Here is a 24,771-nt window from a genome sequence, read left to right as displayed (position 1 = left end):
GGAATCCGTGCACTCGCACACTCCACCTCAGTGACAAGGCCGTCATACCTCCGGCGGCGCTACGCGCACCGATACCCGGCTCAAAAAACCATCAGTTATGCAAAGCATCGGTGGGGTTTCCCTGGCAGACCCGTCCGCGACGCACGCAGTGCGGAGTGGGAGCTGATGAGTCCTTTGTCAACAGCGCGGAGTGCGCGGGGGCACGGATTCCAGATGCACCACTACCGTGGCTGCGCGGGGGACCCGCTTAAGAATTAGCGGTGTGAGCCGCTTTCTTTGCTTACTTTCTTTGCGGCGGCAAAGAAAGTAAGTGCCGCCCCGCACAGGGGCAACGCTAATAGACCGATAAGAAAACAAGGAAAGGCCAAAAGACCAACCCCAAACCCAAACAGACCACAAACAAAGCAAGGAAAGACCAAAAGACCGACCCCAGAACAGACCACAAACAAAGCAAAGCCAAAGTACCGGACCAACAACAAAAAGCGCCGCAAAGACCCCCTCCCGCCGGGCAGGCGAAAAAAAAGTCACTTCGTTAGATACTCAACAAACCGCTCAGCGACCGGCTCCGAATCACCACTCCGCCGCAACAACAAAACCTGCGACAAAAGCGTCTCGCCCTGCAAGGGCAAAAAGCAAACCCTTGGATCCTGCACCTGCCGCAAGGTAAAAGGCACCAACGCCACCCCCATCCCAAACCCGACCATCGTCACAACGGTCTGCCATAACCGCGCCTCATGGCGAATCAACGGACTAAACCCCGCCCCCACACACTGCGCAATAATCAAATCGTGATAATGCGGCGACACGGTGCGCGGAAACAGAATAAACGGCTCCTGCGCCAACGCCCGCAAATCGACCTTGCGCTTGCGCGCCAACGGATGATCCACCGGCAAGCAACACAGAAACGGCTCGGAAAAAATCGGCGTGGAAATCACATCCGACGGAAAATTGCCCCAATGCGCACAACCCATGTCGATCTGCATCCGCTGGATCGCATGCACCTGCTCGCTGGTGTTCATCTCCTTCAGTACGATCTCGACACCCGGATAGTCCGCCTCGAAACGGCTCACAGCCTGCGGCATGCCACGGTACAACATCGAATTCACGAAGCCGATCCGCAAGCGGCCAGCCAATCCGTGCGCCGATCGAACCGTAATGCGCTCTGCCTCGCCGGCCTGCAGCAACAAGCGGCGCGCCTCGCCAAGCAGCACCTGCCCGGCGTTCGTCAACGCCACCGTCTTGTTGGTGCGTGCAAGCAGTTGCACACCCAGTTGGTCCTCGAACTTGCGGATGTCGAAACTGAGCGCCGGCTGCGAAATGAACAGCCGCTTGGCCGCGCGGCCGAAATGCAATTCCTCGGCGACCGCCACGAAATAGCGTAGTTGCTTCAGGTCCACGGCAATCTCCAGTTCTTTTGATCGATAAGCTGCGTCTATCGTACCGGATATAAGTTGTATTAGACGATTATCGAAGCCGCTTCTATGCTCCTTCCACAAAGGAGACACGCATGAGCGAAACCATCGCGCAGCCGGCACACGGCTCGTCCAATATTCCCGATAGCCGGGGCATCAACTTCTTCAGCAGCGACCCCGACTTCGCCCGTTTGCTCAACCTGCATCTGGGCAACGCGCTCTATCAGGAACTCGAAGGCCAACTCGTTTCGCTAGGTCAGCGAGCGTCCGGCGAACTGGATGTCTGGGCACTGTCCGCTGACAAGAACCCACCCCAATTGCGGCATCGCACACGGCGCGGCGAAGCGCTGCAAAGCATTGACAAGCATCCCGATTACGTCGCGCTGGAACGCGTGGCGTACTCGGAGTTGGGTCTGGCGTCGATGAGCCATGACACGCGCGAAGGAAAAAACGCACCGCCGCCACTGGTCAAGTACGCGCTGACGTTCCTGTTCGTGCAGGCGGAATTCGGCCTGTGTTGTCCCGTCAGCATGACCGATTCACTCACGCGCACGCTGCGCAAATTCGGCGCGCCCGAACTGGTCGCGCGATTTCTGCCGATGCTGGCATCGCGTGATTTCGACACGCTGTTTCAGGGTGCGATGTTCATGACGGAACAGGCGGCGGGCTCGGACGTGGCCCGCATCGCGACGCGCGCCGCGCGCGAAACCGGCGTGAACGGTGAAGAGGCGTGGCGTCTGTACGGCGACAAATGGTTCTGCTCGAACGCCGACGCCGATCTCGCGATGGTGCTCGCGCATGTGGACAATGCGCCCGCCGGCATCCATGGCCTTGGCCTGTTCCTGTTGCCGAAGACCTTGCCGGACGGCTCGCGCAACAGCTATCGGATCGTCCGTCTGAAAGACAAACTCGGCAGCCGCTCAATGGCAAGCGGCGAGATCGTACTGGAAGGCGCCGCCGCGCATCTGATCGGCGAAGTGGGGCGCGGCTTTCACCAGATGGCCGACATGATCAACATGTCGCGTCTGTCGAACGGTGTGCGGGCGGCAGGCCTGATGCGCCGCGCGCTGACCGAGGCGCTGCACATCGCGCGCAATCGCGAAGCGTTCGGCCGCAAGCTGATCGATATGCCGCTGATGCAGCGGCAATTGCTCAAGATGATGCTGCCCGCCGAGCAGGCTCGCTCGATGTTCATGCAGATCGCGCTGCTGCTTGAAAAGGCCGACGCCGGCGATCGGCAGGCGGCGAAATGTGTGCGCATCCTCACCCCATTGATCAAATTTCGCGCGTGCCGCGACGCACGCCGCGTGACCGGTGACGCGATGGAAGTACGCGGTGGCACCGGTTACATCGAGGAGTGGAGCGACGCGCGTCTCGTGCGCGACGCGCATCTCGGGTCGATCTGGGAAGGCACCAGCAACATCGTCGCGCTCGACGTCGCGCGCGCGGCCAAGCGCGACGGCGCGCTCGAACCGCTGCGCGCGTACCTGCTGGATCTGCTCGGCGCCGCAGGATTGCCCGCCGCGAGTCTCAGCGTGCTTCGCGCCACCTTGACGCGCGCCTGCGATGCCCTCTTGAGCGTTGCCGAGTGCGGACGCGATGAATCGGTCAGGCAGGCGGCCACGGCGTTGTATCACGCAAGCACAGCGGTATTCATGGCTTGCGAAGGCACGCGCCTCGCACCGGATTTCCGGCGCCTCGCGCTGAGTCATCTGGTGTTGCGCCACAAGTTGCTGCCGTTCGATCCGCTCGACGTGCAAACGGCGTCGGACAGCGGTGACGTCATCGAGGCACTGGTCAATGCCCGCACCGTGACGCTCGACCAGGCGCTGCAACTGCTGCCGGCACGGAGCGCGCAATGACCGCATCCGTGAACGACACCGCGCAGCGCACGCAAACCACGCAAGGTGCGTTGCAAGGCATCAAGGTCATCGACCTCAGCCGCGTGCTCGGCGGTCCGTACTGCACACAGGCACTGGCCGACCACGGCGCCCAGGTCATCAAACTGGAACCGCCTGGGGGCGACGAAACGCGCGGCTGGGGGCCGCCGTTTTACGGTGATACGGCGTGGTACTTCGCCGGCGTGAACCGCAACAAGCAGGGCATCGCGGTCGATCTGTCGTGTGAAGCGGGTCGCGACATTCTGTGGAAACTGCTCGAAGACGCCGACGTGCTGGTTGAAAACTTCAAGCCCGGCACCCTGGCGCGCTGGGGCATGGACTACGAGCGCGATCTGCGTGAACGTTTCCCGAAGCTGATTCACTGCGCGGTATCGGGTTTCGGTCCCGACGGCCCGCTCGGCGGCTTGCCCGGCTACGACGCCGCGATTCAGGCAATGACCGGCTTGATGAGCGTCAACGGTGAACGCGACGGACCAGCCACGCGTGTCGGCCTGCCGGTTGTCGACATGGTGACGGGTTTGAATGCGTTGGCCGGCATTCTGCTGGCGCTCGCCGAGCGTGCGAAAAGCGGGCACGGTCAGTCGATCGATATCGCGCTATACGACTGCGGCGTGTCGCTTCTGCATCCGCATTTGCCGAACTATTTCGGCTCGGGCCGTACGCCGCAGCGCAGCGGTAACGCGCATCCGAACATCACGCCGTACGACAGCTATCGCACCGCGACTGCACCGATCTTTCTTGCCGTCGGCAACGACCGGCAATTCGCGCGGCTATGCGCGCATCTCGGCGCATCGCAACTCGCGGACGATCCTCGCTACGTGGACAACCGCAGTCGCTGCGCGCATCGCGAGCCGCTCAAGGCCGCGCTGGAAAGTCTGCTTGCCGCGCACGACTGCGAGCCGCTCGCGCAGGCGTTGATCAACGCAGGCGTGCCGTGCGGGCCGGTGCAAACCGTCGACGTCGTCGCGCGTCATCCGCATACGTTGCATCGCGGCATGGTGATCGAGATGGGCGCGTATCGCGGCACGGCGTCGCCGATCAAACTGTCGCGCACGCCGGCCACGTATCGCACTGCGCCGCCGGCGCTGGGCGGCGACACACGCAAGGTACTCGACGCATTGGGCATCGATGAGGCAACCCAGCAACGTTTGCTCGAAGCAGGCGTACTGAAAGCCTGAGCGTAAGAAAGCAGTGTTCCGGTGACGGCACGAAGAAGCCGCGCCATCCAGAAGAAAGACCTTGGAGACGAAAGACATGAATCGCGAGCCAGACGACCTCGCCGCAGAGCGGCAACCCACCCGCGCCGCAGCCGCGGCATTTGTCGGTACTACGATCGAGTGGTACGACTTTTATATCTACGCGACGGCATCCGCGCTGATTTTCGGCAAGCTGTTCTTTCCGGGTAGCGATCCTTTCTTCGCGACGCTGGCTTCATTCGGCACGTTCGCGGTGGGCTTTTTTGCGCGGCCGTTCGGCGGGCTCGTATTCGGCCACCTCGGCGACCGCATCGGCCGCAAGAAGGCGCTTGTGGCTACGCTGGCGATTATGGGCATCGGCACGGTCGGTATCGGCTTTCTGCCGACCTATGCGAGCGCCGGCGTATGGGCGCCGGTTTTGCTGGTGCTGCTGCGGGTTGCGCAGGGCATCGCGATCGGTGGCGAGTGGGGCGGCGCGGTGCTGATGGCAAGCGAACATGCGCCGCAGGGACGGCGTACTTTCTTCGCCTCGTTCGCGCAACTGGGCAGTCCCGCGGGCCTGATCCTGTCGCTGCTCGCGTTTCGCGCGGTGGCGTCGATGGATAAGGACGCGTTTCTCAGTTGGGGCTGGCGTCTGCCGTTTCTCGCAAGCGCGGTGCTGCTGGTGGTCGGCCTGCTGATCCGCGCGGGCGTCGACGAATCGCCGGAATTCAAGGCGCTCAAAGCCGAGCGGCGAGTGGCGGCGCTGCCGGTCGCCGAGGTGGTGCGCGACGCGTGGCGCACGCTGTTGCTGTGTCTTGGCGCGAACGTGATCGGCGTGGCCGGTGCGTGGTTCGTCAATACCTTCATGCTCAATTACACGACGCAGACGCTTGGGCTCGACCGTTCGCTGATCCTCGATTGTCTGTTCGTGGTGGCGTTCATTCAGTTGTTCACGCAACTGGGCTCGGGGTGGTTCGCACAACGCGTCGGGACTGGAAGGTTTTTGAAGGGCGCGGCAGCGTTGGCGATGCTCTCGCCTTACCCGATGTTCGCGCTGGTATCGACCGGGCGGCCGGTCGCGATTGTGGTCGGCATCGCACTGGCGGTGATGTGCATGTCGAGTTCTTATGCGGTGATGGCCGGGTTTATGTCGACTGCATTTGCAGTGAGAGTCCGGTATTCGGCGATTTCATTGTCTTACCAGGTATGCGCCGCACTGGCCGGCGGATTGACGCCCTTGATCGGAACGTTGCTCGCGCATCGATATCCCGGCGCATGGTGGCCGTTGGCCGTGTTCTATAGCTGTCTCGCCGGGGTTTCGCTGGTTTGCATCAGTACCCTGGAGCGCCGTAAGCGAGGCACGGCGCGAAATGTTGTCGAAGTGGCCGAGGTTTGAGCGCGACGCCAGGCATAAACCCGCTATTTCGAGGTTAACGTTATCCGGAATCCCCAAAAGCATCCTAATATCAAGTCGAATTGAAAAACGACGGGGGGAAGCCATCATGTATCGTCATCGTTCGCTGGGTGTCGTGACCGGGGCGTCGCCGCTCGCCAGCGCCGACGTGTTGAGCAGGATGATGGCCGCCTGGCGCCGCCCCGGCACGGTCAAGCCTTTCGACTTTATCCTCGAACAGCAGGCATGGCCGGGACCGGCTTCGCCAGGCGCGGCGAGTGCGCCGTTCAAGATTCACGTGTTCGACACGATCCGCACCTTCGAGAAACGCGGCGTCGACGCGATCGTCTTGCCGTGCTTTCTTAGTCACACCTTCATCGACGAGCTCTCGGCGAACGTGTCCTTGCCGATCGCCAGCATCATGGCCTCGCTCGTTGCGCATGTGCGGCAAGCGTTTCCGTCGGTGCGCCGCATTGGCGTGCTGACTTCCGAGACGATCCGTTCCAACGGTCTCTTCGAACGCCATTTCGACAGTGCCCGGTTCGACCTGCTGTATCCGCGTCACGACGAAGACGGCGATCGCGTCACCAGCGCCGTGTATGGCGACGACGGTATCAAAAGCGGTTATCTGAGCGGCCGGCCCGTCGAGTTGTTGCGCGCGGCCTGCGCGGACCTCATTGCGCAAGGCGCGGAGATCATCGTCCCCGGGCTCGCCGAAATCCCTTTGGTGGCGCGCGTGCTCGGCACGCTGGAAGTGCCGTTCGTGGATACCAATCTGGTTTATGCGCGGTACGTCGCGGCGGCGCAATATGCGCAGCCGCAGCGGCGCTTCAAGGTCGGCGTGCTGGGCGGTGTCGGTCCGGCGGCGACGGTCGATTTCATGGCGAAACTGGTGCGCAATACGCCGGCCGCGCGCGATCAGGATCACATCAAGGTCATGGTCGAGCAGAACCCGCAGATTCCCGATCGCACCGAGGCGCTGCTCGGCGGCGGCGACGATCCGACGCTCGCGCTCTACGCCGCTTGCAAGACCCTCGAAGAGGGCGGCGCCGATCTCATCGCGATTCCGTGTAATACGGCGCATGCATTCGTGGAACGGATCCAGCCGTCGCTGACCATTCCGATCGTCAATATGCTGAGTTGCACCGCCGATTATCTGCGCGAGGCCTTTCCAGGCGTGCGTGAAGTCGGCGTGCTGGCTACCTCAGGCACGCTGGCCAGCCGCGTCTACGAGACGGCGCTCGCAGCGCGCGGCTTCGTGCAGATCGCGCCGGCCGAGTCCGCCCAGGCCCGCCTGATGAATGCGATTTACGGACCGTGTGGTGCGAAGGCGGGATACCTGTCGGGCGAATGCGACGACGATGTCGCCGCCGCCGTGGATGACCTGGTCGCGCAAGGCGTGCAGGTCATCGTGCTTGGCTGCACCGAGTTGCCGCTGCTGCTGCGCGGTTCGACGCTGGCGCGCCCGGGCCGGCCGGTGGTGCGGCTTGTCGATCCGACCGACGTGCTGGCAAAACGCTGCGTGGCTTATGCGCTCGGCGAGACACCAGCGACGCAAGCCGCTGCGGCACCGGCGGCGGGGCGCCATAGCGTGGAAAGTGTCTTTGGCTAACCCGGCTGGAACAAATGCGCGCGCGGCGCCGCGCAGAAAAGCTTGCAATTCCCATCTTCCGCCGCCATTTCCTGTGCGCGGCGCGCCCCATCTAAAACGGCTCAACGCCTGCTGACCGGCTGATTGGGGCGTCCCCGCGCCGCCGGTCATGGCCTATGGCGCGGTTACTGCGCAACTGTGTCGCGTCGTGGAAAACTGTATAAATATACAGTATAGTAGCCCCCTATAACCCGGCCTCCCAGGCGTGTCCTCCCGCCAGCCGGGCGTACCGAACTTGCGCGGTCGCGAGGCGTCCGTGAGAGGTGGTCCACTTATTCAGACGGTCGGAAAAATTGGCATCTAACGGAACTATCCGCATTCGCGGCGCGCGCCAGCACAACCTGAAGAACGTCGATCTCGACGTACGAACCGGCGAAATGACGGTCGTCACCGGGCCGTCCGGCTCAGGGAAGTCGAGTCTCGTGTTCGACACCTTGTACGCGGAAGGGCAGCGGCGCTACGTCGAAACCTTCAGCGCCTACGCCCGGCAGTTTCTCGACCGCATGGACCGGCCGCAAGTCGACCGGGTCGACGGCGTGCCGCCCGCCATCGCGATCGACCAGACCAACCCGGTGCGCAGTTCGCGCTCCACCGTCGGCACGATGACGGAACTCAATGACCACCTGAAACTGCTCTACGCGCGCGCGGCCGAACTGTTCGACCGCAAGACCGCGCAGCAGGTGCGCCACGACACGCCCGAAACGATTTACGCCGAGTTGCTCGAACGCACCGCGGAGCATGATCCGCGGCTGGTCGTCACGTTTCCGGTCGAACTGCCGGAAACGGCTTCCGAGCAGGAAGTGGAGCAATGGCTTTCCGCGAGCGGCTACACGCGGGTGCAGGCACAGCGCGAAGTCGATTCGCCCACCGGCAAGCGCAAGCTGCTCGACGTGGTGGCCGACCGCTTCCGTCTAAGCGCGGTCGAGAAGCCGCGCGTGGTCGAGGCCATCGAGGCCTCGCTCAAGCGCGGTGGCGGCCGCGTCAATATTTACGTGTTGCCGGCCACGCCAGACGCACCGGAGACTTTGGGCACCACGAATCCTGCCGAGCCGCAAATCTGGCGTTTCTCCACCGGCCTGCACAGCCCGGAGAGCGATCTGCGCTATGCGGACCCGCAGCCGGCGTTGTTCTCGTTCAACTCGGCTTACGGTGCGTGCGAAGCTTGCCGCGGGTTCGGCCGCGTGATCGGGGTCGACCTCGGTCTCGTGATTCCCGACGCGCGCAAGACACTGCGCGACGGTGCGATCAAGCCAATGCAAACACCGGCCTGGAAAGAATGTCAGGACGACCTGATGCGCTACGCGGCGAAAGCCGATATCCGCCGCGGCACGCCGTGGGGCGAACTGACAGACGCCGAGCGCGACTGGGTCATCAACGGGTCGCCAGACTGGAACGGCAAGTGGCAAAGCCATTGGTACGGCGTCAAACGCTTCTTCGAATATCTCGAGTCGAAAGCGTACAAGATGCACATCCGCGTGCTGCTGTCGAAGTACCGCAGTTATACGCCATGTGAAACCTGCGGCGGCGCGCGTCTGAAAACGGAGTCGTTGTTGTGGCGTCTCGGCAGCAAGCAGAATGCGGACGAAGTGCTGGCGCCCGGCAAGCGCTTCATGCCGCGTGGCGTCGAATGGAAGCGGGCGCAGTTAGAGTCGTTGCCGGGTCTGACCGTGCACGATCTGATGCTAATGCCGATCGAGCGTATCCGGCGTTTCTTCGACGAAATCAGCCTGCCCAGCGCGTTGCTCGACGACGCGCTCAAGCTATTGCTCGCCGAAGTGCGCACGCGCCTCAAATATCTTTGCGATGTCGGCCTCGGCTATCTGACGCTCGACCGGCAGAGCCGCACGCTGTCCGGCGGCGAGGTGCAGCGGATCAACTTGACCACCGCGCTCGGCACGTCCCTGACCAAAACCCTGTTCGTGCTTGACGAGCCGAGCATCGGCCTGCATCCGCGCGATCTGAACCGGATCGTCGAGGCAATGCATCGGCTGCGCGATGCGGGCAATACGCTGGTGGTGGTCGAACACGATCCCTCGGTGATGCTCGCGGCGGATCGTCTGATCGACATGGGCCCGGGCCCGGGCGAGCGTGGCGGTTCGATCATTTACGACGGTGCGCCTGAGGCAATCCGTTCGTCCGGTACGCTGACCGGTGAATACCTGGGTGGGCGCCGGCACGTGGCGGACGCGGCACACTGGTCGCAACGTCCGGTGGATGACAGCACGCCGCGCATCGTGCTCGAAGGCGCCACCGAACATAATCTGCGCGACGTCACGGTCGAAATTCCGCTGCAGCGGCTCGTCTGCGTGACGGGCGTGTCAGGCTCAGGTAAGTCCACTTTGCTGCAGGACGTCTTGTATCCGGCCATGGCGCGGCACTTCGGCCTCGCCACTGAATCGCCCGGCGCATTCAGAAGCCTGACGGGCGCCGACCAGGTCACCGACGTGGTATTTGTCGACCAGTCGCCGATCGGCAAGACCGCGCGCTCGAATCCGGCCAGCTACGTCGGCGCATTCGATGAAATCCGCAAGCTCTTCGCCAAGGCGCCGCTCGCCCAGCAACGCGGTTACGGTCCGGGCATGTTCAGCTTCAATTCCGGCGACGGGCGCTGCCCGACCTGCGGTGGCTCGGGTTTCGAACACATCGAAATGCAGTTCCTGAGCGACGTTTATCTGCGCTGCCCGGATTGCGATGGGCGCCGTTATCGCGCGGAACTGCTCGAAGTGAAAATCGAGCGCGGTGAACCGGCGCGTGCGTTGAGCATTGCCGATGTGCTGGAATTGACGGTGAGCGAAGCCACTGCCTACTTCGCGAAGGATGCCGAAGTATTGCGCGTGCTGCAGCCAATCGTCGACGTGGGTCTCGAATACGTGAAGCTGGGCCAACCCGTGCCTACGTTGTCCGGCGGCGAAGCCCAGCGGCTCAAGCTCGCCGGTTTCCTCGCGGAATCGGCGCAGGCGCGCACCGCGCGCAGCACGAAACAACCGGTTGCCAAACGCCTGTTCATGTTCGACGAGCCGACCACCGGCCTGCATTTCGACGACATCGCCAAGCTGATGCAGGCATTCGGCAAGCTGCTGGCGAGCGGACATTCGCTGATCGTGATCGAACACAATCTCGACGTGATCCGCGCGGCCGATTGGCTGATCGACCTCGGCCCAGAGGGTGGCGACGGTGGCGGCAGGGTTCTGTGCGCGGGCACGCCGGAAGACGTCAAGCGGTGCGCGGAATCGCACACCGGCGAGGCGCTGCTGCAATACGACCGGGCCATGAATACGGGGGCCGAACCGGCATCGCAGGGCATTCCGCTGCAAAAAGCGTTGAGCGCGGCGCGGGCGCGGCGGGCGATCGAAGGCGAGGACGTGGTGCGCATCGTCAATGCGCGCGAACACAATCTGAAAGCGCTGGACGTGGATATCCCACACGGCAAATTCAACGTGATTACCGGCGTGTCCGGTTCGGGCAAATCCACCCTGGCCTTCGACATTCTGTTCCACGAAGGGCAGCGCCGTTACCTCGAATCGCTGAATGCGTATGCACGTTCCATCGTGCAACCGGCAGGACGGCCCGAGGTAGACGCTGTGTATGGCATTCCGCCAACCGTCGCGATCGAACAGCGTTTGTCGCGCGGCGGCCGCAAGAGCACCGTGGCGACTACGTCCGAAGTGTGGCACTTTCTGCGCCTGCTGTACGTGAAACTCGGTCTGCAGCATTGCATCCATGACGGCACGCCGGTCACGTCGCAAAGCGTCGAATCGATCGCGGCGCAGTTGCTGCGCGATCACAAAGGGCAGCACGTCGGTTTTCTCGCGCCGCTGGTCGTGAATCGCAAGGGCGTCTATACCGATCTCGCCAAGTGGGCGAAAGCGCGCGGCAATACGCATCTGCGCGTGGATGGCGAGTTCGTGCCGGTGGACCCGTGGCCGAAGCTCGATCGCTTCCGCGAGCACACCATCGAATTGCCGGTGACCGACCTCGTGGTGTCGTCGGATAACGAAGCGGAACTGCGTCAGGCGCTCGACCAGACGCTGGAAATCGGCAAGGGTGTCATGCATCTGCTGGCGCCGCTCGACGGTTTGCACAACGCGATCAGCAGCGGCCGCGCCACGGCGAAAGTCGGCACGGTGAAAGTGCTGTCCACCAAGCGAGCCTGTCCGGTATGCGGCACCAGCTATCCCGAACTCGATCCACGCATGTTCTCGTACAACAGCAAACATGGCTGGTGTACCACGTGTGTCGGAACGGGCCTTGCACTGACACGCGAACAACGCGCGGCGTACGACGACACCGTGGTCGTCGACGACAACCGTGGCCGCGAGCAGAGCTTGCCTTCCGAGGAGCAGGAACCGGAAGGTCTCGTCGACGAGCCGTGTGCCGATTGTGGCGGCACGCGTCTTAACCCCACCGCGCGCGCGGTCACGTTCGGCGAACAGGCTATTGTCGACGTTGCGCAATGGACAGTGTCAGACACACGTGCGTGGATCGACACGTTGGAAATGACCGGCCGGGACGCGGAAATCGCTCGCGACGTGGTCAGCGAAATCGGTAGCCGCCTGCAATTTCTGGAAGAGGTCGGGCTCGGTTATCTGAGTCTCGATCGCGCGGCGCCGAGCCTTTCGGGTGGCGAAGCGCAACGTATCCGGCTCGCCGCGCAACTGGGCAGCAACCTGCAGGGCGTCTGCTATGTGCTCGACGAACCGACCATCGGCCTGCATCCGCGCGACAACCAGATTCTGCTCAATGCCCTGCGCAAACTGGGGGAAAAGGGCAATACGCTGGTGGTGGTCGAGCACGACGAGGACACGATTCGGCGTGCTGACCACATTATCGACATCGGACCGGGCGCGGGCAAGCGCGGTGGCACGCTGGTCGCGCAGGGCAGTGTGGCTGACCTGTCGGCTCAACCCGATTCGCTGACCGGGCAGTTTTTGGCTAGTCCGATCGTGCATCCATTGCAACCGCGTCGGGAGGTGGTCGCACCCACCAAGCGCACAGCCGCTGTGCCGGAGAACTGGCTGACAGTGCATGGCGCCAAACTGCATAACCTGCAGAACGTCACTGTCGGCATTCCGCTCTCACGCTTGGTCGCGGTGACAGGCGTGAGCGGTTCGGGCAAATCGACCCTCGCGCGCGATGTGCTGATGACCAATCTGCTGGATGCCGTGGGGCGCTCGGTGCTGTCTTCGCCGGCCACGCGGCGCGCTCGCGCGGCCGCCGAGACCCAACCGGCAGCGAATCGGCGTTCGAGCGTGCTGGCGCGCATGGCGCCGCGTGCGCAGCTGAACGTCACGCATGCATGGCAGGGCTGCGATTCGATCACAGGATGGGAAACCATCGACCGTGTGCTCGAAGTCGATCAGACACCGATCGGCAAAACGCCGCGCTCGTGTCCGGCGACCTACATCGGCGTGTGGGACGCGATCCGCAAGTTGTTCGCCGGCACGCTCGAAGCGCGCGCGCGTGGGTATACGGCATCGCGTTTCTCGTTCAACACGGGCGAGGGACGCTGCCCCGCATGCGAAGGGCAGGGCGTACGCACCATCGGTATGAGCTTCCTGCCCGATGTAAAGGTAGCGTGCGACGTCTGCCATGGTCAGCGCTTCAACCCGGAAACGCTCGCGGTCACGTGGCGCGGCAAGAATATTGGCGACGTGCTGACCATGGAAATCGATGAGGCCGTCGAGTTTTTCGCGCCGATCTCGAACATCGCGCATCCGCTGCAGTTGATGAAAGACGTCGGGCTCGGTTATCTGACGCTTGGGCAGCCATCGCCCACGCTGTCGGGCGGCGAAGCGCAGCGTATCAAGCTCGTCACCGAACTCAGCAAGGTGCGTGACGACATCACGCGCCGTGGTCAGAAGCCGCCGCACACGCTATACGTGCTGGACGAACCGACGGTCGGCCTGCATATGGCGGACGTCGCCAAGCTGATTCGCGTGCTGCATCGTCTCGCGGATGGCGGCCATAGCGTCGTCGTCATCGAGCACGATCTCGACGTGATTGCTGAGGCGGACTGGATCATTGATCTCGGTCCGGAAGGCGGCGTGGGTGGTGGCAAGATCGTCGCCGCGACGGACCCCGAAGGACTGTCTCGCGTCGCGGCCAGCCATACCGGTGCGGCGTTGCGTCCCGTGCTGGCGCGTGCGCGGAATGACACCGAAGCCATTGTGAGCGAGGAAACGAACGAGTGAGGCAACGGAGCGGGGCAATCGGCATCGCGCCGCTCCGGTTTGCCTGTTCAGCCCGAAAAATGGCGCGTGCAAGGTACGCGCAAGCCAGCCGCCACCTTCGTTCCACGAAAAACGTGTCGTCGAGATGCCGGGCATGGCCTGAGCTAAGCTCTATCGCTGGCGTTTGCTATATGTAATTAATTGAAATGCATTTGTAATTATAAAAATGGTGTAATTGAAATATGTATTTAGAGTGTCGTAAATACCGCTAAAAAGAATTGGAAGCGGTGTTTTTCTTCTGCTATCTTCCCGCCCTTGACGCAGGCCGCTGGCAGCGCTTGAAACGCACGTCGGATGATCTGTTCGGGATCCCTCGATGCTGCCGCGCCACCCTCGCGCAATGCCCGCCCAGCAGGCTTTTCCGCCACGCACTGTCGAGTGGCCCGGCAGCAGTTCCTTGCGTGCCACGTAAGTCCGCATTAGCGGCTGCATCCCAATTGGCGAGCCGCGAAAGGCGCGCTCGTATCTGTTCGACACGCGCTTATTCTTTTAAAGCGACGCGAATACGGCATTAGTTAGAGTGTCTTCTCTAAACTTAGTATGCTCCCATCAAAAAAAGTTTGACCCCGCATTTTTTGTCCTGCTATTGTTGCCTCCCATGAAATGCAGGTGACAAACGCGCAAAAAGTTCAAAGGCCGCAGCGCGCTTCGATCAAATTGTCATCAGCATGTTCATGCCAGACGGAAATGAGCGGGTCGAATTTAATCTATTAGTAGTTCTACTTAGATGATTGTTCGTCCGACGTGAAGTGCCGTCTCGGCGTCTCACAGACCTATCCGTGCGATTGCATCAAGTTTTGGGCCCAGCGGCTAAATTTTGGACTGCAAACCAAAAAGCCGGGCTATGGATGCGATCGCCAGAAGTGAACGTTGTTTGCCGTACGTAAGCGCACTGCAGTTACAGAAATGGACGGTTCACGCCGGAGGAGTAAAGGTGGGTACGAAAGTCGAAGGGCAATTTCCGGCAGCAACGGCCCGTATGGAGAGGCCAGGACGCCCGCGTGAGTTTGGGCGCAAGCAGCAAAACCCAGTACGCCGCTTTGGCGGTATCGCAGTTGTTCTGCTCCTGCACGTCGTGCTGATCTATGCACTCATCAATGGCCTTGCCACCAAGGTCGTGCAGGTCATCCAGCATCCTATCGAAACGAAGATCATTGAGCCGGTGAAGCCGCCTCCGCCGCCGCCGTTGCCCACCGTGCAACTGCCGCCGCCGAAGTTCGCACCGCCGCCGCCGCCGTTCGTGCCGCCGCCGGAAGTGCAAGTACAGACGCCGCCCCAACCGACCATCACGCACCAGGCCGCACCGGTCGTCTCCGCACCCGCCGTGGCGCCTCCCGCTCCGCCGGCGCCTCCCGCGCCGAGCAAGCCCGTGAGCTCTGAAGTAGGGGTTGTGTGCCCGAACTCGGATCAGATCCGTTCGTCGATTCGCTACCCGAAGGAAGCGCAGGAAAACAACGTGACGGGTGATGTGCTGATTGAATTTGTAGTCGACCCGCAGGGCCATATTACGAATGAACGTGTTGCCAAGTCGGCGGACGATTCCTCACTCGATCGCGCTGCCTTCAATGCGGTCAAGCAGTTTACGTGCGTTTCCCAAGGCCAGGCTGTCCGTGTGCAAGTTCCGTTCTCGTTTAACCTGAACTGAAACCCACGGGCTGTTCGGTACCGGTAGCGATTTATCAGTCTTGGTTTAGAAGTTGTACTAATGAACTTGGAGCAGGCATGAAGAAGCGTACTCTCGCCGCATTGGCGGCAACCATGTTGTTCGCCGTAACCACGGTGGATACCTTTGTGGCACCGCAAATGGCCCACGCGCAAGCGAGCGACGCGACCGCGTCGGCTGCGGCGCCTGCCACCGCCGCACCGCAAACGGTGGCCCCGGCCGCTGACGAAGGGACGCCGCCACCGGCGCCGGCCACCTCCGAAACCGTCAATAACCCGTACGGCCTCGGCGCGCTCTGGAAGAACGGTGACTTCGTTGCACGCTTCGTGCTGATTCTGCTGGTGCTCATGTCGATGGGCAGCTGGTACATCATGATCACCAAATTCTTCGAGCAGTTCCGTGCGAACCGTCGTGCGAAGAGCGCTGATGAACAACTGTGGACTGCGCCGTCGCTGGTCGAAGGTACGAAGCTGCTCGACGAAGCATCGCCGTTCCGCTTCATCGCCGAAACGGCTATCGAGGCAGGCGAGCACCACGACGAAGCACTGCTCGAAGCCGTCGACCGCAACACGTGGATCGATACGTCGGTCGAGCGTGCGATCACCAACGTGTCGAACCGTCTGCAAGACGGTCTGGCCTTCCTCGGTACGGTCGGCTCGACGGCGCCGTTCGTCGGTCTGTTCGGTACGGTGTGGGGGATCTATCACGCGCTGACGGCAATCGGCATCGCGGGACAGGCTTCGATCGACAAGGTCGCGGGCCCGGTCGGCGAAGCGCTGATCATGACCGCGATCGGCCTTGCTGTCGCCGTGCCGGCCGTGCTTGGCTACAACTTCCTGGTTCGCCGCAATAAGTCGGTGATGGAGCGGGTTCGTGCGTTCGGCGCACAACTGCACACTGTCCTGCTCGCCGGTAGCCGGCGCTCGGCGCGCGCTTCGGCTCGTGAAGCATCGCTGGTCCAATAAGCGGAGTCTGTCATGGCTATGAGCGTTGGGCAGGATGATAACGACGAGGTCATCTCCAGTATCAACACCACGCCGCTAGTCGATGTGATGCTGGTTCTGCTGATCATCTTTCTGATCACGATTCCGGTGGTGACGCATACGGTGCCGGTGCAACTGCCGAAGGAGACGATCCAGCCGCTGCAGACCACACCGAAAAGTATCGTCATCGCGGTCAACCGCGACGGCGATTTCTTCTGGAACGAGAAGCAGGTGGATGGGCCTACGCTGCTGGCGCGCCTGAAAACCGTCTCCGTTATGACGCCGCAACCGGAAGTGCACGTGCGGGGCGACCAGAGCGCGCGTTACGAATTCATCGGCCGGGTCATTACCGCGTGCGAGCGCGCGGGTATCGCCAAGGTTTCGTTTATTACTGAGCCGCCCGCGCGCGGGGGCTAGCTTTGCATGGGATCGGAGTAAGAGCTTTGCACTAACTCCGATCGACAGGAGAACTACCATGGGAATGAACGTTTCGTCAGGCGGTGGCGGTTCCGAACCGGATGTGATGGTCGATATCAACACCACGCCGCTGATCGACGTGATGCTGGTGTTGCTGATCATGTTGATCATCACGATTCCGATTCAGACGCACGCCATCAAGATGAACTTGCCGGTCGGCAATCCGCCGCCGCCGATCACGCAGCCGGAAGTGGTGCAGATCGACATCGACTTCGACGGCACCATGACCTGGAATGGTCAGCCAGTGCCGAATCGTACGGCATTGGAATCCAGGCTTGCGCAGGTAGCGGCCGAACCGGTTCAGGCTGAAATCCATCTGCGGCCTAACAAGCTGGTGCCGTACAAGGATGTCGCGGAGGTGATGGCGTCCGCGCAACGACTGGGCGCGACGAAAATCGGCCTGATCGGCAACGAGCAGTACATGCAATAGGAAAGTGGAATGCTAACGATCCATCAACGGTTCAAACGTGCCGTCATTGCGGCCGCTATCGGAGGGCTGTCCGCGCTCGTCGTGCTGCCGGTCACATCTCATGCTGCCGACACCTTGCGGCCGGATGTGGCGAAGCCGCTGAATGCCGCGCAGGATCTGTATCGCGCGCACAAGTACAAGGACGCGTTGACGAAGATCGAGCAGGCCGACGCCGTGCCGGGTAAAACGCCCTATGAAAGCTACATGATTCAGGAGATGCGCGGCGCTGCGGCAGCGGCAGCCGGCGAGTCCGGTGTGGCCGCACAGGCCTACGAAACCTTGTTGGGTTCGGGGCGCCTGACCGGCGCGGACGAGCAGCGCACTACCGCGGCGCTTGCCGGCATCTACTTCCAGCAGAAAAACTACGCACAGTCGGCGAAGGTCGCGCAACGTTATCTGAAGTCGGGCGGCAGCGACCCCGATATGCGTACATTGCTTGTGCAGTCTTACTACCTGTCAAACGATTGCGGCAGTGTGGTGAGCCTGCTCAAACCGGGCATCGACGCGCAAGTGCGCGCCGGTCACGCACCCGACGAGTCGCAACTGCAACTGCTCGGCACATGCGCGCAACGCGTGAAAGATGATGCGACGTACCGCAGCACGCTCGAAAAGCTGGTGGCCTATCATCCGAAGCAGGCTTACTGGGAGGATCTGTTCAACGCGATTCGCAGCAAGCCGGGCTATTCGTCTGCGCTGGATATCGACACCTTCCGCCTGCGTCGTGCGACCGGCTCGCTCACTACCGCTGACGATTACATGGAAATGACGCAGCTCGCGATCGTGGCCGGCACTACGGCAGAAGGCAAGCAGGTCATCGATCAGGGCTTTGCGTCGGGGGTTCTGGGCCACGATGCGCAGTCGGATCGCGAGAAGCGGTTGCAGGCTCTCGCCGCGAAACGCGCGCAAGCGCCAGCTGATCCTGCGAACCCCATCGCGCCGGTCAATGTCGCGTTCAACGAGGTCTTCGCGGGCCAGGCCAAGCAGGGTCTGGCGGCAATGGACGCTGCGATCGCGAAAGGCGGAATCGATCATCCGGATCAGGCGCAACTGCATCTCGGCGAGGCGTACTACATTGCAGGTGACAAAGCGCGCGCCGTGCAAGCCTTCCGTGCAGTGAAGGGTACCGATGGTTCGGCCGACCTCGCCCGCCTGTGGGTGCTGGTGGCGTCGAAGTAACGGCGTCCCGGTCCAGACATGTTTCTTCCTGTGGAGTGCCCCCGAGATGTCCGTGCATCGAACCGGGTGGCACATTCTCACCAAACGGGATACGGACCGCTGCGAATAGACGGGGGCAGTTGCGTGCGCAACTATCGCCCGGTTCGCAGCAAGTACGAAAGCGTCTGCGCCATCGCCTTGATTGAGTCGCCCAGCGCGGCAACCAACCAGGTATCTCGTGCATGTCTTAGGGAGGATGTTGAACTCAACGAAACATAGTTTCGTTTTATCAAACTAATTTTGACTACGGGATTCTGTCTTGCTATGGTTTTGCCACTCGATAACAAGGCACAGGTCGCAGTTTCTATAGGTAGCAAAATTCGCGCGCTTCGCCAACGGCTCAAGCGCACGCTGGATGAAGTGGCAACCACGGCGGGAATCTCCAAGCCCTTTTTGTCGCAGGTGGAACGAGGTCATGCAACGCCGTCGATTACATCGTTAGTTGGCATTGCCCGAGCTTTAGGTGTGACGGTCCAGTACTTTGTCGATACGCCAACCGAAGGCAAGTCGGTGCAACGAGGAAGCGAGTTGAAATACTTCGGGTTCGACGGAACCGCGAATCTTTTTGGACGGCTGACGAATCTGTCGGTTGGCAGCAAGCTGGAAGTGATTCTCGTCAGGATGCCGGTGGGGCAGAACCCGTCGGAAGTTACGACGCATGCAGGGGAAGAGTTCTTGTACGTGATGAGCGGCCAGATATCGCTCACGTTAGAAGGTACAACGTTCGTATTGCAGGCAGGTGACACCGCCCATTACGAGTCCACTGTGCCTCATGCCTGGTGTAATACCGCGCGGGAAGAAGCGGTGGTCGTCTGGGTAGGCACGCCAAGATTGTTTTAGATGCCTTTGTTCCATGCTTTCGTCGAAAGCGGTCATTCTGTGTTTTTCAGTATTGCTTAGGATTGAATCGGGAATGGCTCTGATTGGAATTGTGTTGCCTCAATAGTCAGAGTCCGAAATGGTGGAAGTGAAAACGATTAGAAAGCGCTGCGTATTTCGTTTGTAATAACTAAGTAGTCCGATATTGAAGTATCTGAAGTGTTCCGTCTTCCCGTTTGTCTTCGCAGTCCGGTGTGCTGTTGACCGGTTTGCGGGGCAACGGAAGAACGGGCCTGCTTTAACGGAGCGCGGCGCAAGATCGCCGTATATCGAGTGGGGAGGTTCACAAGACCTCTCTTCACACACACAGCTGTGGCCTTAATTGACGAGCGAGAAGGGGAAAAATGAAACAAAGGGCATTGGCGCTGGCCATCAAAAGAATAATCTGGGCTGAACTGGCGTTGTCGGCCGCAATCGCCGTACCGGCGTTTGCGCAAAGCCAGCCGGCCACCACCGGCACTACGGCAGGCACGACGACGGAAAGCACGCCGGCAGCAAATACTGCTGCCACGCCGTCCGCGGATAGCAACACCGCGACGCCAGCGGGTAAAGGGGTCCAGCAACTTAAGAAATTTGAAGTGACCGGTTCGCTCATCCGCACGTCGGACAAGGTCGGCAACACGGAGGTGCAGACCATCACGCCCAAGGAAATCCAGCAAAGCGGTTATACGACCGTGGCTGACTTCCTGCGCGGCACGTCTGCGAATTCGGGGAGCAGCTGGGGCCAAACGAACATGAACAGCTCCGCGCAAGGCGGTGGCGGCATTGCATTGCGCGGTCTGAGCGAGAAGTACACGTTGGTGCTGGTGGACGGACAACGGGTGGCGAATTACGGCAAGGCGGTGAACTTCACCGACACGTTCTTCGACGTGAACTCGATCCCGCTCAACATGATCGACCACATCGACATCGTGAAGACCGGTGCGGTCTCGGTGTATGGTTCGGATGCAATTGCAGGTGTTGTCAACATCATTACGAAGAAGGATTTCCAGGGCCTGCAGATCGATGGCCAGCTCGGCAAGGCGCAGCATCCGGGCGACGCGCAGGGTAATTTCAGTGTGCTCGGCGGCATCGGCGACCTGAACGGCGATCGCTTCAACGTGACCGCTGCAGCGAGCTACTATCGCGACAGTGGCTCCTCGCTTGCCGATCGCTCCATGACGGCGAATCAGGACTTTAGCCAGTTCCCTGGTGGCCTCGCTGGCCCGCTCGGCCCGAATCAACAATCATACTGGACCGCGCCGGACGGCACGAAGACGGCACTCAGCCCATGCCCTCCGGGCAGCGTGTCAGCGGACGGCGGCGCGGAGTGTAAATCGAATCCTGCCAGCCAGACCTCCCTGGTCCCGTCGACGACGCGCCTGAACGCGAAAGTGCGCGGCACGTTCAAGATCAACGACGATGTTCAGGCTTACGCGGACCTCTGGGTGAGCCGCAACGAAACGGTGCAAAACGAAGGTCCGGCTGTGCTGAGCAGTCAGACCAACGCGTTCAATCCCGCCACCGGCTCGGCATTGCCGCTGAACCGCACCGTCTCGGCAACCAACCCGTACAACCCGTTCGGCGCCCCGGCGCAGATCAACTACACTTTCCCGAACACCGTTTCCGCAGATACGGTGTCGACCTTCTGGCGGGCGATGACCGGCGTGAAGGGCTCGTTCACCACCGCCAGGTTCGGCGATTGGGACTGGTCCGCGGACTACGGCCATTCTCAGAGTACGGTCGACACGACCTACGGCAACGCGCTGAATGTTGCAGGCGTCGAGAACATTCTGCAGAACGGCGTGTTCAACTTCTCGAACCCGTCGGCCACGCCGAACGGTTTGAATGGCGTATTCCAGAACGACTACGAGCAGGCGATCTCCAAGCTCGATAGCGTGACGGCGAAGACCTCGACGGGCAACCTGTTCAATCTGCCGGGTGGCCCGGTCGGTGTCGGTTTCGGTACGGAGTTCCGTCACGAAAGCAACCTGATCAACTCGCGCACTTATAGCGCGCTTGGGGTCACCGCGCCGGCCAACGTGCAGACGGTCGACGGCGAGCGCAACGTGGCCGCCGTTTACTATCAAGTCGATATTCCGATCATCCGGAACCTGACGTTTACGCAGGCTGGGCGTTACGACCACTACAGCGACTTCGGTGGTGCATTCTCGCCGAGCTTCGCGTTGCGCTTCCAGCCTGTCCAGGCGCTCACGACGTTCGCGTCATACAGCCGCGGCTTCCGTGCTCCGACGCTGGTTGAGAACTCGCAGGCAACGTATCTGGCCCACCAGAACCTGGTCGACCCGAATGACCCGAGCGGCGTGCCGACCAAGCACTTCACGACGGAACAGGTCAACGGCAATCCGGCGCTGCAGCCTGAGCATACGAAGAACTACAACATCGGCTTCCAGTTGTCGCCGGATTCGTCGACGGACATCGGTGCGGCGTTCTACAAGATCCACATCGACGGCGTGATCGGCACGAACGATCCGAACGCGGTGATCGATGCGAACAACCCGTCGACCGTGATCCGCAATCCGGACGGCACGGTGGCCTACATCAAGGAGCAGTTCATCAACCTCGGCTCGCTCGATACCGACGGTTTTGACATGAACTTCCGCAAGTCGGTCGGTACGAAGTACGGCACGTTCACGCTGGCAGGCGATTGGGCCTACGTGTGGCACTTCAAGCTGAATTCACCGGGTGCGCCGACACAGGACTTCGCCGGCAACAACCTCGCGCTGCTGCAGCCGTTCGGTGCGTCCAATCCGCGCTGGAAGGGTAACACCAGCCTCTCCTGGGATTATCGCAAGCTGACCACCACGCTGACGTGGCAGTACACCGGCCCGTACACCAACGCGGTGGCGTCCGAGTTCGGCGACGGCGGCACGCTGTCGGTGGCGTCGTACAGCCAGTTCAACCTGATGGCATCGTATCGCGGCTTCAAGAACTGGACGATCTACGGCGGTATCAACAACATCTTCGACCGCAAACCGCCGTTCGACGTGGAGTGGCAAGCCACCCCGGATATCACGGGTTACGACCAGTCGCTTTATACCAACATCGGCCGCTTCTTCCAGGTTGGTGCAACGTACCGCTTCTGAAGTCTTTGACGTTTGTGACTTATCCGCGGTCTGTCTAGTCGGTCAGCCGCTCCGGCTTGCTGTCATCGGTGCCGGAGCGGTTCAACGTTGTCAGAAACGTACTTTGGAGTTTTCCGTGTTCAATGCTCGTGCAAGACCGCAGCGAGCGACGATGACCAGCGACCCGCGGCGCAGCGCCCGCGGGGAAAGCTACGCGCGCGACAGCATCAGTTCGTCGCTCGCGCCGATTCGATCTACTGCGCGCAGGCTCGAGGCCGGCGCGCGCCCTCGCGCATTCCGAAGATGAGACTTGTGAAGTTTCGCTCACCACATACCGAGTGGTCCGTTTCGCGTCAGCCGGTGCTGACGGCCGCCACCGCATGGCTGACAGCGCTGAGCTTATGCCTGAGTTTGAACGCCGTTTCGGCGCAGGCAAAGCCATCGATCGCGCAATACGACGAGCCTAAATACCCGGCTGACTTCGACCACTTCGACTACGCGAATCCCGACGCACCCGCCAACGGCTCGCTGAGTTTCGAAAACTATAACGAACTGCAGACCTACGATTCGTTGAATCCGTTTCTGGTGCGCGGTGCGCCTGCGCCCGACATCCAGAATCTGATGTTCGATACGCTGATGCAGCGCAGCTGGGACGAGCTGGCCTCCGAGTACCCACTGATCGCCGACGATGTGGAGGTGGCCGCGGACTTGACCTCGGCGACATTCCATATCAATCCCGCCGCGCGTTTCTCCAATGGCGACCCGATCACTGCCGCCGACGTCAAGTACTCGTACGACACGCTAGCGAGTCCGCAGGCGTCGCCGCTGTTCAATGCGCAGTTCTCGATCATCAAAAGTGCGACGGTAATCGACAGGAGCACGATCCGCTTCGAGTTCAAGCATGCGGAACGCGATGCGCCGCTGATTGCCGGCGACCTGCCGATCTTCTCGCCGAAGTGGGGAATGCAGCCGGACGGCAAACGTCCGCCATTCGATCAAATCTCTTCCACGCCGCCGATCAGTAGCGGCGCTTATCTGATCGAGAGCCGCAAGAACGACAAGCAGATCACATATCGCCGCAATCCGGACTACTGGGCGGCGAATCTGCCGTCGCGACGCGGCATGTTCCGCTTCGCGCAGATTACCTTCAATCTGTATCGCGACCATTACACGCAACTCGAAGCCTTCAAGGCGGGCGATGCGGACGTCGTCGTCGAATACAGCGCGACGCAGTGGGCGCGTAAATATGTCGGCAAGAACTTCGACAACGGGCTGCTGAAGAAAGGCGAATTCGCCGACGGTCCCGCGCAGATGCAGGGCATGCTGATGAATATACGCAAGCCGATGTTTCAAGACCCACGCGTGCGCCATGCCCTGACGCTGGCATTCGACTATGACTGGATGAACCGGATGATGTTCTATGGTCAATACCGGCGCACCAGCAGTTACTTCGAGGCAAGTCCGTTCGGCGCAACCGGCAGGCCGGGCGAGAAGGAACTGGCGCTGCTCGAACCGTTGCGCGGCAGCGTGCCGCCTGAAGTGTTCGGTCCGATGCTGAAGCAACCCGACACGATTCCACCGAATTCCTTGCGCGGCAATTTGCGCGTTGCGCGTGATCTGCTCGCACAAGCTGGCTGGCACTATCGCGACGGCGCATTGCGCGACGCCAACGGCACGCCGATGACGATCGAGATCATGGACGACCAGCCCGGCATGGATCGTCTGATCCTGCCGTATATGCAGGCGCTCGGCATGCTCGGTATTCAAGCCCATATGCGCGAGATCGACAGCGCGTTGTACCAGAAGCGTCTGGATAACTTCGAGTACGACATGACCACCTTCATCTATCCGCCAGTCACGATTCCCGGTGCTGAACTAACGCGTCGTTTCGGCAGTGCGGCCGCATCCGAAGTGGGCTCCGAGAACTATTCGGGCATCCGTTCGAAGGCGGTCGACTCGCTGATTCACTCCGCGCTTACCGCCACCAATCTCGACGATCTGGAAGCCGCGACCCGCGCGCTGGATCGCGTCCTGATCTATTCGTTCTATCTCGTGCCCGAGTACTACGCACCGGGCGCGCGCATTGGCTACAAGACCACCCTCGGATTTCCGAAGACCGTGCCGAATTCCTACCAGTACGAAGACTGGGTCATCGACTACTGGTACGTGAAAGCGCCGGGCGCGCAGGCGGCACAAAAACTCCAGGCCGCGCAATCCCCGGGTTCGACCACGGCCGAGGCCCACTGAGGAACACC

The 24,771-nt window shown here is 61.4% G+C and carries 14 protein-coding genes; 13 read left to right on the top strand and 1 reads right to left on the bottom strand.

What is annotated here, in order from left to right:
- Positions 1-524 precede the first annotated feature (524 nt).
- Positions 525-1,397, bottom strand: coding sequence for a LysR family transcriptional regulator (locus HWX91_RS38950; RefSeq protein ID WP_028199807.1), 873 nt, complete (start codon positions 1,395-1,397; stop codon positions 525-527).
- Positions 1,398-1,507: 110 nt separating this feature from the next.
- Here HWX91_RS38950 and HWX91_RS38945 point away from each other — a divergent pair, with 110 nt between their 5' ends.
- The 13 genes from HWX91_RS38945 (at position 1,508) to HWX91_RS38885 (ending at position 24,763) form a co-directional block, all read left to right on the top strand.
- Positions 1,508-3,274, top strand: coding sequence for an acyl-CoA dehydrogenase family protein (locus HWX91_RS38945; protein WP_028199806.1), 1,767 nt, complete (start codon positions 1,508-1,510; stop codon positions 3,272-3,274).
- The gene (locus tag HWX91_RS38940) at positions 3,271-4,491 is read left to right on the top strand and encodes a CaiB/BaiF CoA transferase family protein (protein WP_042276799.1); all 1,221 of its coding nucleotides are present in this window, start codon (positions 3,271-3,273) and stop codon (positions 4,489-4,491) included. Before HWX91_RS38945 ends, HWX91_RS38940 begins: the two co-directional genes overlap by 4 nt.
- Positions 4,492-4,567: 76 nt before the next feature.
- Positions 4,568-5,887: an MFS transporter gene (locus HWX91_RS38935; RefSeq protein WP_028199804.1), complete on the top strand. Its 1,320-nt coding sequence runs from the start codon at positions 4,568-4,570 to the stop codon at positions 5,885-5,887.
- Between the two features lie 106 nt (positions 5,888-5,993).
- A complete protein-coding gene (cuyB, locus tag HWX91_RS38930; RefSeq protein WP_028199803.1) occupies positions 5,994-7,496 on the top strand; it encodes a cysteate racemase in 1,503 nt (500 codons plus the stop codon).
- A gap of 332 nt (positions 7,497-7,828) precedes the next feature.
- Positions 7,829-13,726: an excinuclease ABC subunit UvrA gene (gene uvrA, locus HWX91_RS38925; RefSeq protein ID WP_102857323.1), complete on the top strand. Its 5,898-nt coding sequence runs from the start codon at positions 7,829-7,831 to the stop codon at positions 13,724-13,726.
- Between the two features lie 973 nt (positions 13,727-14,699).
- A complete protein-coding gene (locus HWX91_RS38920) occupies positions 14,700-15,410 on the top strand; it encodes an energy transducer TonB (RefSeq protein WP_102857324.1) in 711 nt (236 codons plus the stop codon).
- A gap of 77 nt (positions 15,411-15,487) precedes the next feature.
- Positions 15,488-16,393, top strand: coding sequence for a MotA/TolQ/ExbB proton channel family protein (locus HWX91_RS38915; protein WP_030103409.1), 906 nt, complete (start codon positions 15,488-15,490; stop codon positions 16,391-16,393).
- A 12-nt stretch (positions 16,394-16,405) separates the two neighbouring features.
- On the top strand, positions 16,406-16,828 hold the full coding sequence (locus HWX91_RS38910) for an ExbD/TolR family protein (RefSeq protein ID WP_028200670.1): 423 nt from the start codon (positions 16,406-16,408) through the stop codon (positions 16,826-16,828).
- Positions 16,829-16,886: 58 nt separating this feature from the next.
- Entirely contained in the window at positions 16,887-17,318 is a 432-nt protein-coding gene (locus tag HWX91_RS38905; RefSeq protein WP_028200669.1) for an ExbD/TolR family protein, read from the top strand.
- A gap of 9 nt (positions 17,319-17,327) precedes the next feature.
- Entirely contained in the window at positions 17,328-18,533 is a 1,206-nt protein-coding gene (locus tag HWX91_RS38900; RefSeq protein WP_102857325.1) for a tetratricopeptide repeat protein, read from the top strand.
- Between the two features lie 303 nt (positions 18,534-18,836).
- Positions 18,837-19,412: a helix-turn-helix domain-containing protein gene (locus HWX91_RS38895; RefSeq protein WP_028200667.1), complete on the top strand. Its 576-nt coding sequence runs from the start codon at positions 18,837-18,839 to the stop codon at positions 19,410-19,412.
- Between the two features lie 383 nt (positions 19,413-19,795).
- The gene (locus HWX91_RS38890; RefSeq protein WP_030103411.1) at positions 19,796-22,537 is read left to right on the top strand and encodes a TonB-dependent receptor plug domain-containing protein; all 2,742 of its coding nucleotides are present in this window, start codon (positions 19,796-19,798) and stop codon (positions 22,535-22,537) included.
- Between the two features lie 282 nt (positions 22,538-22,819).
- Positions 22,820-24,763 (top strand): extracellular solute-binding protein, encoded by a 1,944-nt coding sequence (locus HWX91_RS38885; protein ID WP_244144191.1) that lies wholly within the window; start codon positions 22,820-22,822, stop codon positions 24,761-24,763.
- Positions 24,764-24,771 lie beyond the last annotated feature (8 nt).

The organism is Paraburkholderia fungorum (genome assembly GCF_902833645.1).
GTDB lineage: Bacteria > Pseudomonadota > Gammaproteobacteria > Burkholderiales > Burkholderiaceae > Paraburkholderia > Paraburkholderia fungorum.
Note: the sequence above shows the minus strand (reverse complement) of the source record. Positions and strands in the feature narration are given on the sequence as shown.

Coding starts and splice junctions, on each gene's coding strand:
- cuyB (WP_028199803.1), top strand. CDS start 5,994: ATGTATCGTCATCGTTCGCTGGGTGTCGTGACCGGGGCGTCGCCGCTC.
- HWX91_RS38885 (WP_244144191.1), top strand. CDS start 22,820: ATGAGACTTGTGAAGTTTCGCTCACCACATACCGAGTGGTCCGTTTCG.
- HWX91_RS38940 (WP_042276799.1), top strand. CDS start 3,271: ATGACCGCATCCGTGAACGACACCGCGCAGCGCACGCAAACCACGCAA.
- HWX91_RS38935 (WP_028199804.1), top strand. CDS start 4,568: ATGAATCGCGAGCCAGACGACCTCGCCGCAGAGCGGCAACCCACCCGC.
- HWX91_RS38945 (WP_028199806.1), top strand. CDS start 1,508: ATGAGCGAAACCATCGCGCAGCCGGCACACGGCTCGTCCAATATTCCC.
- HWX91_RS38900 (WP_102857325.1), top strand. CDS start 17,328: ATGCTAACGATCCATCAACGGTTCAAACGTGCCGTCATTGCGGCCGCT.
- HWX91_RS38905 (WP_028200669.1), top strand. CDS start 16,887: ATGGGAATGAACGTTTCGTCAGGCGGTGGCGGTTCCGAACCGGATGTG.
- HWX91_RS38910 (WP_028200670.1), top strand. CDS start 16,406: ATGGCTATGAGCGTTGGGCAGGATGATAACGACGAGGTCATCTCCAGT.
- HWX91_RS38895 (WP_028200667.1), top strand. CDS start 18,837: ATGGTTTTGCCACTCGATAACAAGGCACAGGTCGCAGTTTCTATAGGT.
- HWX91_RS38890 (WP_030103411.1), top strand. CDS start 19,796: ATGAAACAAAGGGCATTGGCGCTGGCCATCAAAAGAATAATCTGGGCT.
- HWX91_RS38915 (WP_030103409.1), top strand. CDS start 15,488: ATGAAGAAGCGTACTCTCGCCGCATTGGCGGCAACCATGTTGTTCGCC.